General features: G+C 59.6%; 14 protein-coding genes. All 14 read right to left on the bottom strand.

All coding sequences use genetic code 11. From position 1 onward, the window contains the following. Positions 1-262 precede the first annotated feature (262 nt). Entirely contained in the window at positions 263-1,054 is a 792-nt protein-coding gene (locus AOA62_RS25125; protein WP_099550103.1) for an amidohydrolase, read from the bottom strand. Further along, the gene (locus tag AOA62_RS25130; RefSeq protein WP_099550104.1) at positions 1,042-2,190 is read right to left on the bottom strand and encodes a pyridoxal phosphate-dependent aminotransferase; all 1,149 of its coding nucleotides are present in this window, start codon (positions 2,188-2,190) and stop codon (positions 1,042-1,044) included. The genes AOA62_RS25125 and AOA62_RS25130 overlap by 13 nt, the downstream gene beginning before the upstream one ends. Before the next feature lie 133 nt (positions 2,191-2,323). After that, a complete protein-coding gene (gene der / locus AOA62_RS25135; protein ID WP_053135513.1) occupies positions 2,324-3,793 on the bottom strand; it encodes a ribosome biogenesis GTPase Der in 1,470 nt (489 codons plus the stop codon). Between the two features lie 135 nt (positions 3,794-3,928). Next, positions 3,929-5,080, bottom strand: coding sequence for an outer membrane protein assembly factor BamB (gene bamB / locus AOA62_RS25140; RefSeq protein WP_017135954.1), 1,152 nt, complete (start codon positions 5,078-5,080; stop codon positions 3,929-3,931). Continuing rightward, positions 5,073-5,714, bottom strand: coding sequence for a tetratricopeptide repeat protein (locus AOA62_RS25145; protein WP_017135953.1), 642 nt, complete (start codon positions 5,712-5,714; stop codon positions 5,073-5,075). Before AOA62_RS25145 ends, bamB begins: the two co-directional genes overlap by 8 nt. Positions 5,715-5,755: 41 nt before the next feature. Further along, positions 5,756-7,045 (bottom strand): histidine--tRNA ligase, encoded by a 1,290-nt coding sequence (hisS, locus tag AOA62_RS25150; protein ID WP_017135952.1) that lies wholly within the window; start codon positions 7,043-7,045, stop codon positions 5,756-5,758. Positions 7,046-7,066: 21 nt separating this feature from the next. Continuing rightward, positions 7,067-8,176 (bottom strand): flavodoxin-dependent (E)-4-hydroxy-3-methylbut-2-enyl-diphosphate synthase, encoded by a 1,110-nt coding sequence (ispG, locus tag AOA62_RS25155; protein ID WP_056858733.1) that lies wholly within the window; start codon positions 8,174-8,176, stop codon positions 7,067-7,069. Between the two features lie 2 nt (positions 8,177-8,178). Next, complete coding sequence (locus tag AOA62_RS25160; protein WP_099550105.1) at positions 8,179-9,180, bottom strand: RodZ family helix-turn-helix domain-containing protein; 1,002 nt, start codon at positions 9,178-9,180, stop codon at positions 8,179-8,181. Continuing rightward, the gene (pilW, locus tag AOA62_RS25165) at positions 9,180-9,938 is read right to left on the bottom strand and encodes a type IV pilus biogenesis/stability protein PilW (protein ID WP_017135949.1); all 759 of its coding nucleotides are present in this window, start codon (positions 9,936-9,938) and stop codon (positions 9,180-9,182) included. Before pilW ends, AOA62_RS25160 begins: the two co-directional genes overlap by 1 nt. Before the next feature lie 12 nt (positions 9,939-9,950). After that, a complete protein-coding gene (gene rlmN, locus AOA62_RS25170) occupies positions 9,951-11,099 on the bottom strand; it encodes a 23S rRNA (adenine(2503)-C(2))-methyltransferase RlmN (protein ID WP_017135948.1) in 1,149 nt (382 codons plus the stop codon). Positions 11,100-11,128: 29 nt separating this feature from the next. Continuing rightward, on the bottom strand, positions 11,129-11,554 hold the full coding sequence (gene ndk / locus AOA62_RS25175; protein WP_003175956.1) for a nucleoside-diphosphate kinase: 426 nt from the start codon (positions 11,552-11,554) through the stop codon (positions 11,129-11,131). Between the two features lie 92 nt (positions 11,555-11,646). Beyond that, on the bottom strand, positions 11,647-11,850 hold the full coding sequence (gene iscX / locus AOA62_RS25180; RefSeq protein ID WP_017135947.1) for a Fe-S cluster assembly protein IscX: 204 nt from the start codon (positions 11,848-11,850) through the stop codon (positions 11,647-11,649). 14 nt (positions 11,851-11,864) lie between these two features. After that, positions 11,865-12,206, bottom strand: coding sequence for an ISC system 2Fe-2S type ferredoxin (gene fdx, locus AOA62_RS25185; protein WP_015885743.1), 342 nt, complete (start codon positions 12,204-12,206; stop codon positions 11,865-11,867). Between the two features lie 3 nt (positions 12,207-12,209). Beyond that, entirely contained in the window at positions 12,210-14,072 is a 1,863-nt protein-coding gene (gene hscA / locus AOA62_RS25190) for a Fe-S protein assembly chaperone HscA (protein ID WP_099550106.1), read from the bottom strand. Positions 14,073-14,122 lie beyond the last annotated feature (50 nt).

A 14,122-nucleotide genomic window follows, 5' to 3' on the forward strand; every position in this document is an offset into this window, starting at 1 on the left:
GGCAGGAGCGAGAAAAGCTGAAGGCTGCCCAAGGCAGCCTTCAGCTATGAAACATGTTTACCGGACACTAGTGACGCTCTGCGTGGGAATGCCTGCGGTGACGCTCTGCGTCACAACTCTGAAAGCGGACGCAGAGCGTCCGGGGCTGCATTCCCACGCGGAGCGTGGGAACGATCTGTAGGGCCCCATCGCGGGCAAGCCCGGCTCCCACATTTGGAATGCATTCACCTGTGGGAGCGGGCTTGCCCGCGATAGCGGTCTGTCAGACAAACTGAAACCTATCGGCATCCAGATTCGCTGGAAATTTTTCGCGATACATCGCCAGCTCTGCCGCATTCAGGCACACCTGAAACACCCCGTCCGCCTCCCCCGCACTCAGCAAGGTCTCACCCTGGAAGTCCAGCACCTGGCTGTCCCCGGTGTAGGCAAAGCCCTTGCCATCGGTACCCACCCGATTGACTGCCGCCACGTAACACAGGTTCTCGATAGCACGCGCCGGCAGCAAGCGGTTCCAGTGCTGACGGCGCGCACCCGGCCAGTTCGCGGTGTACAGCAGCAGGTCAGTGTCCTGGGCATCACGGCTCCACACCGGGAAGCGCAGGTCGTAGCAAATCAACGGGCGTATACGCCACCCCTTCAACTCGAACTGTACCTGGCGCTCGCCGGGCGTGTAATGGTCGTGCTCGCCAGCCATACGGAACAGGTGACGCTTGTCATAGTGCAACACTTCCCCGTCCGGGCGTGCCCATAGCAGACGGTTACGGTGGCTGCCGTCGGCTGCCTGGATGATCACGCTGCCGGTGATCACCGCGTTGTACTTCGCCGCCTGGGCTTGCAGCCAATGATGAGTCGGGCCATGTTGCGGCTCGGCAAGGGTTTGCGACTCCATGGAGAAACCGGTGGTGAACATCTCCGGCAGTACAATCAGGTCGGCGCCTTTGGCCTGCTCCAGCAACAGTTCGAAATGTTCGAGGTTGGCCTGACGGTCATGCCATACCAGGCTGGTCTGGACCAAGGCGATATTCAGGTCGGGCAATGCAGTCAAATCACGCATAGTTTCTCCGCCGCGTGTTGCAGCGTCTCCTCGCGTTTGGCAAAGCACAGGCGCACCAGGCGCTGGCCTTGCGGCGGGCTCTGATAGAACACCGAGACGGGGATGGTCGCCACGCCGTGTTCGCGGGTCATCCACAGTGACATGGCGACGTCATCCAGGTCGGGGCGAATCTGCGAGTAATCCACCAGTTGGAAGTAAGTGCCGGCCACCCGCGTAAAGCTGAAACGCGACGGCGCCAGCAGGTCGCAGAACAGGTCGCGCTTGGCTTGATAAAAGGCCGGCAATTGCTCGACGTGTTCCGGGTGTTCGGCCATGAAGTCAGCCAAAGCGTACTGCAAAGGGGTCACGCCGCAAAAGTTGACATATTGATGCACCTTGCGCAGCTCGGCGGTCAGGGCCGGGGGTGCGACCACGTAGCCGGTTTTCCAGCCAGTGACGTGGTAGGTCTTGCCGAAGGAGCTGACCACAAACGCCCGCTGATACAACTCTTCGTGGGCCAGCACGCTGACATGGGGCACGCCGTCGAACACCAGGTGTTCGTAGACCTCATCGCTGATCAGGTAGATATCGCGGTCGCGGATCAGCTCGGCCAACTGGTCCAGCTCGGCCCGGCTGATCAACGCGCCGGTGGGGTTGTGCGGCGAGTTGAGGATGATCATGCGCGTGCGCGGTGAGAGCGCAGCCTTGATCTTGTCAAAGTCGAGCGCGAAGCCTTGCAGGCTCAATTGCACATGCACGCAACGGCCACCGGCCAGCTCGACCGACGGCTCGTAGCTGTCGTAGCTGGGGTCGAACACGATGACTTCATCGCCGTTGCGGATGACCGCCTGGATCGCGCAAAAGATCGCCTCGGTCGCGCCTGGGGTGATGGTCACTTCGCTGTCGACATCCACTGTGGCGCCATAACTGCGGGCGATCTTGGCCGCCACTTGTTGGCGCAACACGGGCAGGCCGGTCATCGGTGCATATTGGTTATGGCCGAGGGCGATATGCTTGCCCACGGCATCGAGCAACCCTTGAGGGCCATTAAAATCGGGAAAGCCCTGGGACAGGTTAAGCGCGCCGGTTTCGGCAGCCAATTGCGACATTGTAGTAAAAATGGTGGTGCCGACATTCGGCAGCTTGCTGGTGATCATCGGAGGCCCCTGCAGGTGAGCCCCAAGTTTTAAGCTGCCCTAAGCATCGGGTCAAGGCACAAACCACCGCGCACAAAAAAGGGCTCCAAAGGAGCCCTTTTTGCAGCGTGTCGCTCACAACTCAAAGCGGCGCTTATTTCTTGTCGCGGCGCTTCTTGTCGGCCTTCTTGTGGTGAGTCATCAAACGACGCTTCTTGTTCACCTGACGGTCAGTCAGTGTGTTCTTGTTGCCTTCGTATGGGTTCTCGCCACCCTTGAACTCGATACGGATCGGCGTACCGACCAGTTTCAAGACACGGCGGTAGGTGTTTTCCAGGTAACGCACGTAGGACTTGGGCACCTTCTCGATCTGGTTACCGTGGATCACGATAATCGGCGGGTTGGCACCACCCAAGTGGGCGTAACGCAGTTTGATCCGACGGTTGTTGACCATCGGTGGCGCGTGCTCACCGACCGCATCTTCCAGGATCTGGGTCAGGCGGTTGGTCGGCCAGCGAGTAACCGCAGACTTGAACGAGTTCTGCACGGACGCGTAGAGGTTGCCCACGCCGGTGCCGTGCAGTGCCGAGATAAAGTGGATATCGGCGAACTCGACGAAGAACAGCCGACGTTGCAGCTCGATCTTGACGAAATCGCGCTCGCTCGGCGTCATGCCGTCCCACTTGTTGATCGCGATTACGAGGGCACGACCGGCTTCCAGAGCAAAGCCCAGCAAGTTGAGGTCGTGGTCCACCACGCCTTCGCGGGCGTCCATCACGAAGATCACCACGTTGGCGTCTTTGATCGCCTGCAGGGTTTTGACCACCGAGAACTTTTCAACTTCCTCGTGGATCTTGCCGCGCTTGCGCACACCGGCGGTGTCGATCAGCGTGTACTTCTCGTCGTTACGTTCAAACGGGATGTAGATACTGTCGCGGGTAGTACCCGGCTGGTCATACACGATGACCCGGTCTTCACCGAGCATGCGGTTAACCAGGGTCGACTTGCCGACGTTCGGACGGCCGATGATGGCGATCTTGATACCGTCTTTTTCGCTCGGGCCAGGAATGCGCTTGGCTTCCTCACCTTCGGCAACGATCTCTTCCTCGCCCTCTTCTTCCTCAGCGTCATCCTTGGGGAAGTCGCGCAGGGCGATTTCCAGCATCTGGGTGATGCCGCGACCGTGGGCACCGGCGACCGGGATCGCATCGCCCAGGCCCATCGGGCTGAATTCGGCACGGGCCGCTTCAGGATCGATGTTATCGATCTTGTTGGCGACCAGATAGGAACGCTTGTTGCGCTTGCGCAGGTGCTCGCCAATCATTTGGTCGGCAGCGGTGTAGCCCGCACGGGCGTCCACCAGGAACAACACGACATCGGCTTCTTCGATAGCGAGCAGCGACTGCTCGGCCATCTTTTCGTCCATGCCATGCTCGTCACCGGAGATACCACCGGTGTCGACAATAATGTAGGAGCGCCCTTGCCACTTTGCCTCACCGTATTGGCGATCACGGGTCAGACCGGACAAGTCGCCAACGATGGCGTCACGAGTCCTGGTCAGGCGGTTGAACAAGGTGGACTTGCCGACGTTAGGTCGGCCCACCAGGGCGATTACGGGAACCATGCGGCTCTCCACTTCGTTATTTCAGAAAATACAAAAGCCGCTGCAAGGCAGCGGCTGGTGCTCGGGGCAGCATAGTCAAATGCCGCATGCCCCGCCGAAGCGGGGCCGCCTGGGTTTTACCCCAAGCATAGTTGCTTACTTGATGGTCAGGGCTTCCAGCTTGCCGCTGTTGCCAAACACGTAAAGCATGTTACCCACAACCAGCGGACGCGCACGCAGACCGTCGCTGTCGATACGCTCGCGGCCGACAAAACGACCGTCTACCTGGCTCAGCAGGTGCAGGTAACCTTCGAAGTCACCTACCGCTACGTAGCTGGAGAACACTTCCGGTGCCGACAGTTGACGGCGAGCCAGGGAGTCGTTGCTCCACAGCGCAGTGGTGGAACGCTCGTCGACACTTTCAACGGTGCCGGAAGCGAGGCTTACGTAGACGCTGCCGAACCCTTGGGCGACACCGGCGTAGCTGGAAGCATCACGCTGCCAGTTGATGCGGCCGCTTTGCAGGTCCAGCGCCGCAACACGGCCCTGGTAAGTGGCCACGTAAATGGTTTCACCCGACAGCAGCAGGCCGCCGTCGATGTCCACTACGCGGTCCAGCTCGGAGCGACCTTGCGGGATGGCCACACGGGTTTCCCAGGCCGGCACGCCGTTCTGAGTATCCAGGGCGACCACTTTACCGGTCGACAGGCCAGCAACGGCCAGGTTGTTCGTCACAATCGGACCACTGGTACCGCGCAGGGTCAACACCGCCGGGGTGCTGTCATACAACCAGCGCTGGTTACCGGTGGCGGCATCCAGGCCGATCACACGGTCATCCTGGGTCTGCACCACGACAACGTCGCCGTTGGTCGCCGGTGCTGCGAGCACTTCACTGGTCACCCGAGCGCGCCATTTCTCTTCACCCGTTGCCGAGTCCAGAGCCACCACGTCGCCTTTAAGCGTACCGATCAGCACCATGCCGTAGCCGACGCCCACACCACCGGAAACCGGCAGCTCGAGGTCTTTCTTCCACTTCACGTCGCCATTCATACGATCCATGGCCATGACAACGCCAGTGGAGTCAGTGGCCACGATGTTGTCGCCGTCGATTGCCGGCTGCAACAAGTTGTACAGGTCGCCCTGGCCGTCACCGACGGAGCGGCTCCACTGCTTTTGCAGGACCACTTCTTCCTTGAAGCTGGTCAGCTCGGCAGGAGGCAGTTCTTTTTTACTGTTGCTGCTGCAACCCGCGGCCAGAACGGCCAGAGCCAGCAATGCTGCATGTTTCCAACGGATCACGTCACGCATCCCCTTTGGCCAAGTCGTCCAGCTTGATTTGTAAGCCACCGACCGCTGCTTCATCAGACAGCGCCGCCTTGGCTTTTTGGTACGCAGCATGGGCTTCGTCGGTACGACCCAATTGGACCAACAGGTCGCCCTTGAGCTCTTCACGAGTGGCCACAAATGCCTTGTCAGCATCGCCGTCGAGCAGTTTGAGTGCTTCGTCAGCCTTGTTCTGTGCCGCCAATACCTGCGCCAGGCGCTGACGTGCGATTTCACCCAGGGTCGGGTTGGTCGGTTTGTCGGCGATGGCCTTCAGCTCGGTGGCTGCGTCATCCAGCTTGCCGGTGTCGACCGCAACTTTCGCGACGAACAGGCTGCCGTACTGGGCGTAGGTGCTACCGCCAAATTCGTTTTTCAGCTTGCCGGCAAGGTCCGCCACTTGGGCTGGATCTGGCTTGCCGTCCGGCGTCAGCGTGGTTTCCAGCAATTGCTGATAGAGGATCGAGGCGCCTTGGGACTGGTTGGCCTGATACTTGTGCCAGGCTTGCCAGCCGAACACCACCACTAAAGCCAGCAGACCGCCAGTAACCAGGGGCTTGCCGTTACGCTGCCACCAGTCCTTGAACTCGGCCAGTTGCTCATCATCAGTACTCGACACCCCAATACTCCTTAATCGCTAAATTCGGCTGTTCGACAGCTTCAACCCTGCACGACGCAGGTGGCCAAGTGCGCGGCGAGCGCATCAAAGGCAATGTTCTGTTGCTCGCCCTGGCCACGCAGGGGTTTGAAACCTATCACTTGCTGGGCCAGTTCGTCATCGCCGAGGATCAGCGCATACAGCGCGCCGCTCTTGTCGGCCTTCTTGAACTGGCTCTTGAAGCTGCCGGCGCCGGCATTGATCTGCAGGCGCAGGTTCGGCAGTTGGTCACGCACTTTTTCGCTCAGGGCCAGGGCTGCCAGTTCGGCGGCCTCGCCAAAGGCGCATAGGTACACGTCCACCTGACGGGAGATTTCTTCCGGGACCTGCTCCAGGGTTTCCAGCAGCAGGATCAGCCGCTCGATGCCCATGGCGAAACCTACGCCGGTGGTCGGCTTGCCGCCCATTTGCTCAACCAGGCCGTCGTAGCGACCACCGGCACACACGGTGCCCTGGGCGCCGAGTTTGTCGGTGACCCACTCGAACACGGTCTTGCTGTAGTAATCGAGGCCACGCACCAGTTTAGGGTTGATGACGTAGGGAATACCGGCCGCATCCAAGCGAGCCTTGAGGCCCTCGAAGTGCACGCGGGATTCGTCGTCCAGGTAGTCGGCCATTTTCGGCGCGTCGACCAGTACGGCTTGGGTGTCGGCGTTCTTGGTATCGAGGACGCGCAACGGGTTGGTTTTCAGACGGCGCTGGCTGTCTTCATCCAATTTGTCCAAGTGAGCAGACAGATACTCGACCAGGGCAACGCGATAGCGACCCCGGGATTCGCTGGTGCCCAGGCTGTTGAGCTCAAGCTTGACCGCGTCGCGGATGCCGAGCAGGCCCCACAGGCGCCAGGTCAGCACGATCAGCTCGGCGTCGATGTCCGGACCATCGAGGTTGAACACCTCGAGGCCGATCTGGTGGAACTGGCGATAACGGCCTTTCTGCGGGCGCTCGTGGCGGAACATCGGGCCGATGTACCACAACTTCTGCGGCTGGCCACCACCGGTGAGGCCATGCTCGAGCACGGCACGCACGCAGGCGGCTGTACCTTCCGGACGCAGGGTCAGGGAGTCACCGTTGCGATCTTCAAAGGTGTACATCTCTTTTTCGACGATGTCGGTCACTTCACCGATGGAGCGCTTGAACAGCTCGGTGAACTCGACGATCGGCATGCGGATCTGTTTGTAACCGTAGTTATCCAACAGGCGCGCGACCGTGCTCTCGAAGTAGCGCCACAGTGGCGTCTGCTCCGGCAGGATGTCGTTCATGCCACGAATGGCTTGCAGAGACTTGCTCACATCTAATCCTTAAATTCGTTCTTAGCCGCGCGCGATCAGCGCTGCGTCAGCCGCAACCTTTTCAGCTGCTTTCTCGCGGATCAGCTTTTCCAGATGATCCACGAGATTCTCATTCGTCAGTTTCTGCGACGGCTTGCCGTCGATGTAAATCAGGTTCGGTGTACCGCCAGTCAGGCCCACATGGGCTTCCTTGGCTTCACCCGGCCCATTGACCACACACCCGATCACCGCCACATCCAGCGGCACCAGCAGGTCTTCGAGGCGCAGCTCCAGGTCGTTCATGGTTTTCACCACGTCGAAGTTCTGCCGCGAGCAGCTCGGGCAGGCAATGAAGTTGATGCCACGGGAACGCAAACGCAGGGATTTGAGAATGTCGTAGCCGACTTTCACTTCCTCTACGGGGTCTGCCGCCAGGGAGATGCGGATAGTATCGCCAATCCCTTCGGCGAGCAGCATACCGAGACCCACCGCAGATTTCACTGTGCCTGAGCGCAAACCGCCCGCTTCAGTGATACCCAGGTGCAGCGGCTGCACGATTTCCTTGGCCAACAGGCGGTAGGCTTCTACCGCCATGAACACGTCGGAGGCCTTTACGCTGACCTTGAAGTCCTGGAAATTCAGGCGTTCAAGGTGCTCGACGTGGCGCAATGCCGACTCAACCAGCGCGGCTGGGGTTGGTTCGCCGTACTTTTTCTGCAGGTCTTTTTCCAGCGAACCGGCGTTGACGCCGATACGGATGGGAATGCCACGGTCACGTGCCGCGTCCACCACGGCGCGCACACGGTCTTCGCGACCGATGTTGCCCGGGTTGATGCGCAGGCAGTCCACACCCAGCTCGGCCACACGCAGAGCGATTTTGTAGTCGAAGTGAATGTCGGCGACCAGCGGAACCTTGACCAGTTGCTTGATGCGGCCAAAGGCCTCGGCAGCGTCCATGTCCGGTACGGATACGCGCACGATGTCCACACCGGCGGCTTCCAGACGGTTGATCTGGGCGACTGTGGCGGCAACATCATTGGTGTCGCTGTTGGTCATGCTCTGCACTGCGATAGGGGCATCGCCACCTACCGGTACGGAGCCGACCCAGATCTTGCGCGATACGCGACGTTTGATTGGAGATTCGCCGTGCATGACTATTGTCCCAACTTGAGGCGAGCAGTCTCGCCACTGGTGAACGGCGCCACGTCCACAGGCTGGCCGTTGTAGGCCACTTGCGCGCCACGGGCAAAGCCCAGACGCAGCGTCAAAGGAGGCTTGCCGCCTTGGTCAAGCGTATCTCCCTTACGCTTCAGACCGCTAAACAGCACTTTGCCATTGCCATCGGTGACTTGCGTCCAGCAGTCAGCGATGAAGGTAATCTGGATATGCCCGTCGCCGGCGATCAATGCCGGGGTGGTGGGAGGCGAAATCGCGGCCGGGGCCGGGGCCACTGGTGCGTTAGTCGCCGGGGCCTGCGCCGGAGCAGCCGGAGCAGCTGGCGTATGCGCCTGGGCAACCGGGGCAGCCGGTACGGTTGGAGCCGGCACAGCAGCGGTGGCTGCAGGTGCAGTGCCCGCTTCCGGAGTCGGTTGCTCGGTGGTAGCCGGCGCTTCCGAGGCGGCCTGCCCTTGGGCAACCGCCTGGTCTTCCGGCTCATCCAGCGGGTGAATCTGGGTGGTGCCGTCGGCGCTTTCGACTTCGACGTGCTCCATGGCGTTGCTGGTAAGGTCTTTGGTGCGTTGGGAGGCCTGGTCTTGCCACCAGACGAAACCGCCACCCACCACGGCAATCAGCAGCAACAGGCTGACAATCCGCAAAATAGTGTGGGAAACCCGTACCGGCTCCTCGATGCGGCCCAGGCCATGCACATTGCTGCCCTGGGAATCGGTGCCGGTGAACTGGTCAAATTCCTGGACCAGTACCGCCTGGTCGATGCCCAGCAACTTTGCATAGGCGCGGATATAGCCGCGGGCAAAAGTATGCCCAGGCAGCTTGTCGAACGCGCCGGCTTCCAGGTTGCCCAGGGATGTGGCGGTCAAATTGAGCTTGAGGGCCACTTCTGCCAGCGACCAACCATTGCTTTCGCGGGCCTGACGCAAGGTCTCGCCTGGGTTTACGCGATTAGCTGCTACAACTTCCGGGTGCGCCGCTTTCATCATTGCTCCGACAGGTATTGCTGATATTCCGGCGTACCGGGATAGAGTCGTTCGAGTTGCTGGCCAAACTGTGCGGCCGTGTCGCGTTCTTCATGAACCGTCGCCAGGCGCACACCGAGCAATAGACTACGTGCATTTTGCCCGCTGAGCAGGCTAAAACGCTCGTAAAAGTCACGTGCCGGCACATAATGCCTGTCTTCGTAAGACAACTCAGCCATTTCGAGTAAAGCCCGTGGCTGGCGATTGTTCAGGTGCAGGGCTTTTTCCAGTTGCTGACGACCGCTGTCGCGCAGGCCAAGGCGTATCGAGGTCACCCCAAGGTTTTCGAATACTCGCGAACGCTCAGGATAAAGGGTATCGGTACTGGCTTGCTGGAAATAGCGGGACGCCTGGTCGTAACGTTGCTGCGCAAACAGAAAACTGCCGTAGTTGTTCAGCAGCCGCGGGTCGGCAGGACGTGCGGCCAGGGCCTTGTGAAAATACGCGTCGGCCAGTTCAGGCTCGGCCTGGGCCTGGAATACCAGCGCCAGTGCGGCATTGGCATCGGCGTCGTCGCCGTCCAGCTCAAGGGCTTTTTTCAACGGCACCTTGGCCTGTTCGCTCATGCCCTGGCGCAGATAACCCAAGCCCAATTGCACATAGGCAATTCGCGCCTCGTCACGGCCTTTGCCGGTTTGCATGGGGCTGTCATGGCCCGATGAAACACAACCGGCCGCGAGACCGGTAAAAAGCAACAGCAGCGCAAGGCGCAAGGGCATAGAGGTCCTCTCTCAGATTCGATTCACAGCAATTTGCGGCAAATCTTCGGCGGCGTTAAGTTCGCGCACGGCGATATAACGCTCACTGCGGCGGGTGCGATCCATCACTTGCCCGACCAGTTGGCCACAGGCGGCGTCGATGTCTTCACCACGGGTGGTGCGCACAGTAACGTTGTATCCGGCCTGGTGCAGTTGATCCTGGAAACGACGGATGGCGTTGTTGCTCGGCCGCTCGTAGCCAGAATGGGGAAACGGGTTAAACGGAATCAGGTTGATCTTGCACGGGGTGTTCTTGAGCAGTTCGATCATTTCGACCGCGTGCTCAACTTTGTCGTTGATGTCCTTGAGCATGGTGTACTCAATGGTCAACACACGCTTTTCGCCCAGGGTCGCCATGTAACGCTGGCAAGATTCGAGCAGCATCTTAAGCGGATACTTCTTGTTGATCGGCACCAATTGGTTACGCAATGCGTCATTCGGTGCGTGCAACGACAGCGCCAGGGAGACGTCGATGTGCTTGGCCAGCTCATCGATCATCGGCACCACGCCGGAAGTCGACAGGGTCACACGGCGCTTGGAGATGCCGTAGCCGAGGTCGTCCATCATCAAATGCATGGCGGCAACGACGTTGTCGAAGTTCAGCAGCGGCTCACCCATGCCCATCATCACCACGTTGGTGATGGCACGGTCGACGGTTGCCGGGACGCTGCCAAAGGATTTGTTGGCAATCCACACCTGGCCGATGACTTCGGCGGCGGTGAGGTTGCTATTGAAGCCTTGCTTGCCGGTGGAGCAGAAACTGCAGTCCAGGGCACAGCCTGCCTGGGACGAAACGCACAAAGTGCCGCGCTTGCCCTGGGGAATGTAGACGGTCTCGACGCAGCTGCCGGACGCCACGCGCACCACCCACTTACGGGTGCCGTCGGTGGAGATGTCCTCGCTGACAACCTCGGGACCACGGACCTCAGCAATGGCCTTGAGCTTGTCGCGCAGGGCCTTGCTGACGTTCGTCATGGCGTCGAAATCGTCGACACCAAAGTGGTGAATCCACTTCATTACCTGACCGGCACGGAAACGCTTCTCCCCGATTGAGTCGAAGAATTTTTCCATTTCCTGTTGAGTCAGACCCAGCAGGTTGGTTTTAACAGTCGATGTAGTCATGGATTCACCCTCACTCTTTAAGCCGATGCTTAGCGAGCGGTTACTTCAGTAGCAGCGAAAAAGTACGAGATTTCGCGAGCAGCAGCGGCTTCGGAGTCCGAACCGTGAACAGCGTTGGCGTCGATGGACTCAGCGAAGTCAGCACGGATAGTGCCGGCAGCGGCTTCTTTAGGGTTGGTAGCGCCCATCAGCTCGCGGTTCAGAGCGATAGCGTTTTCGCCTTCCAGAACCTGAACAACAACAGGGCCGGAGATCATGAAGGCAACCAGGTCGCCGAAGAAGCCACGAGCGCTGTGCTCAGCGTAGAAGCCTTCAGCTTCAGCTTTGGACAGTTGCTTGAGTTTCGAAGCTACAACCTTCAGGCCGGCTTTTTCGAAACGAGTGGTGATCTCGCCGATGACGTTTTTTGCAACAGCGTCAGGCTTGATGATGGAGAAAGTACGTTGAACAGCCATGGTGTAACTCCAGAAACGGTAATTTACGAAAAATTAAACCCGCGAATTATACGCGGGTTATTAGGTATTGCCTAACTGCGTAAAAAGTCGGCTCAGTCGTCTGCTTCTTCGATCCACAGACCCTGAATCGCCTCCAGGACCTTTTCGCCACCCCGGTCAGGAATGTCGTCGAATTCCGGCAGCGCCATTACGAGGTCGCGCAATTTGACGAAGTTCACGGTAAGAGGATTGACCTCAGGATGAGCTTCAGCAAGTTGTATAGCGATTTCTTGTACATCAACCCATTTCAGGCTCATGACATTTCCTTGAATCAATGCGGCGCTTCGGCTGCATGGTTGAGGGAATATTTCGGAATTTCGACGGTAATGTCTTCCGTGCCGACCTTTGCCTGACAGCTTAGGCGAGAAGTCGCCTCAAGGCCCCAGGCGCGATCCAGAAAGTCCTCTTCCAGCTCGTCCGCTTCTTCGAGAGAGTTGAAACCTTCGCGAATCACGCAGTGGCAGGTCGTGCAGGCGCAGACACCGCCGCAGGCGCTTTCGATCTCGATGTGGTTGTCATGGGCAACCTCGAGGATGGACTTGCCGGTCTCAGCCTCCACAACCATACCGTCCGGGCAATGCTCGGCGTGTGGCAGAAAAATGACCTGCGGCATTAATTATTCCTCGATTTCATTCAGGTTGCGCCCGGCCAGTGCGGCTTTCACCGTCTGATCCATGCGGCGGGCGGCAAAAGCATCAGTCACTTGCGACAGGCGCTTGGTCTGCTGCTCGATGGCGTAACCATCGTTGCCTTTCATCAGTTCGGCCAGTTCCTGCATTTGCAGGTCGATAACCATGCGCTCTTCAGCATCCAGCAGACGCTCGCCGTCGGCTTCCAGGGCGCCCTGCACAGCTTCGAGCAGGCGCTGGGCATCGACTTGCTGCTCGCGCAGCACGCGGGCGACCTTGTCGTCACCGGCATATTGGAAGGAATCCTTGAGCATCTTGGCGATTTCGCCGTCGGTGAGGCCGTAGGACGGCTTGACCTGAATGCTGGCTTCAACGCCCGAGGCCAATTCACGCGCTGCTACGCTGAGCAGGCCATCGGCGTCGACCTGAAAGGTCACGCGAATTTTCGCCGCACCGGCCACCATCGCCGGGATGCCGCGCAATTCAAAGCGCGCCAGGGAGCGGCAGTCGCTGATCAGTTCGCGCTCGCCTTGCAGCACATGAATCATCATGGCCGTCTGGCCATCTTTGTACGTGGTGAAATCCTGGGCGCGTGCGACGGGGATGGTGGTGTTGCGTGGAATCACCTTCTCCATCAGGCCGCCCATGGTTTCCAACCCCAAAGAAAGCGGGATCACGTCGAGCAGCAGCAGTTCGCCACCCTCGCGCTTGTTACCGGCAAGCGTGTCGGCCTGGATAGCAGCGCCGATGGCGACTACTTGGTCCGGGTCGATTTCTGTCAGTGGCTGGCGACCGAAAGCTTCGGCAACCGCTTCGCGAACGCGTGGGACGCGCGTCGAACCGCCGACCATGACCACTGCGGCCACGTCTTCCAGCTCGATACCGGAATCACGTACAGCCCTACGGCACGCCTTGAGGCTGCGAGCGACCATCGGTTCGATCAGCGCATCAAAGGCTTCGCGAGTCAGTTGAGCCGACCAGTTACCGTAGGAAACTTCAACAGAATCAGCGTCAGTCAGTGCTTCCTTGGCCGCACAGGCAGTTTGCAGCAGATTACGCTGCGCGCCCGGGTCCAGATCAGCCGACAAGCCAGCGCTGGTGATGATCCAGCCTGCAATGGCATGGTCAAAGTCATCGCCGCCCAAGGCGCTGTCGCCCCCGGTGGCCAGTACTTCAAACACACCGCCGGTCAGGCGCAGAATCGAAATATCAAAAGTACCACCGCCCAGGTCATAAATAGCCACCAGGCCTTCAGCGTGCTGATCCAGGCCATAGGCCACCGCCGCTGCGGTCGGCTCGTTGAGTAAGCGCAACACGTTCAGGCCCGCAAGCTTCGCGGCGTCCTTGGTGGCTTGACGCTGTGCGTCATCGAAATAGGCAGGAACGGTGATCACTGCGCCGACCAGTTCGCCGCCCAAGGTATTTTCTGCGCGCTGACGCAGCACCTTGAGGATATCGGCCGACACTTCAACCGGGCTTTTCGGGCCTTGGACGGTGTCGATGAACGGCATATGGGATTCGCCGCCAACAAAGCGGTACGGCAGCTGGTCGCCCAATTGCTTGACGTCGGACAGACCGCGACCCATCAAGCGTTTAACCGACAGCACGGTATTCAACGGGTCACTGGACGCTGCCAGCTTGGCCGACTCACCGACTTCAGTGCGATCAGCGTGATAACGCACAGCGGAGGGCAGGATCACCTGGCCATTAGCGTCGGGCAACGGCTCGGACAGGCCGCTGCGCAAGGCAGCAACCAGGGAATTGGTGGTGCCCAGGTCAATCCCGACCGCCAGGCGACGCTGGTGTGGTTGAGGGCTTTGGCCGGGTTCGGCGATTTGCAGTAGGGCCATGGTAATCAGGTCTTATCTGTCTATCAGGCGTGCATCACGGGCAGCACTGG

The sequence above is a fragment of the Pseudomonas sp. 2995-3 genome, assembly GCF_002742565.1.
In the GTDB taxonomy this organism is placed as follows: Bacteria; Pseudomonadota; Gammaproteobacteria; order Pseudomonadales; family Pseudomonadaceae; genus Aquipseudomonas; species Aquipseudomonas edaphica.

Bases quoted from the DNA above. Each gene is read 5' to 3' on its own strand.
- AOA62_RS25130 (WP_099550104.1), bottom strand. From the start codon at position 2,190: ATGATCACCAGCAAGCTGCCGAATGTCGGCACCACCATTTTTACTACA.
- bamB (WP_017135954.1), bottom strand. From the start codon at position 5,080: ATGCGTGACGTGATCCGTTGGAAACATGCAGCATTGCTGGCTCTGGCC.
- der (WP_053135513.1), bottom strand. From the start codon at position 3,793: ATGGTTCCCGTAATCGCCCTGGTGGGCCGACCTAACGTCGGCAAGTCC.
- iscX (WP_017135947.1), bottom strand. From the start codon at position 11,850: ATGAGCCTGAAATGGGTTGATGTACAAGAAATCGCTATACAACTTGCT.
- fdx (WP_015885743.1), bottom strand. From the start codon at position 12,206: ATGCCGCAGGTCATTTTTCTGCCACACGCCGAGCATTGCCCGGACGGT.
- pilW (WP_017135949.1), bottom strand. From the start codon at position 9,938: ATGCCCTTGCGCCTTGCGCTGCTGTTGCTTTTTACCGGTCTCGCGGCC.
- ispG (WP_056858733.1), bottom strand. From the start codon at position 8,176: ATGCACGGCGAATCTCCAATCAAACGTCGCGTATCGCGCAAGATCTGG.
- AOA62_RS25160 (WP_099550105.1), bottom strand. From the start codon at position 9,180: ATGAAAGCGGCGCACCCGGAAGTTGTAGCAGCTAATCGCGTAAACCCA.
- rlmN (WP_017135948.1), bottom strand. From the start codon at position 11,099: ATGACTACATCGACTGTTAAAACCAACCTGCTGGGTCTGACTCAACAG.
- ndk (WP_003175956.1), bottom strand. From the start codon at position 11,554: ATGGCTGTTCAACGTACTTTCTCCATCATCAAGCCTGACGCTGTTGCA.
- AOA62_RS25125 (WP_099550103.1), bottom strand. From the start codon at position 1,054: ATGCGTGATTTGACTGCATTGCCCGACCTGAATATCGCCTTGGTCCAG.
- hscA (WP_099550106.1), bottom strand. From the start codon at position 14,072: ATGGCCCTACTGCAAATCGCCGAACCCGGCCAAAGCCCTCAACCACAC.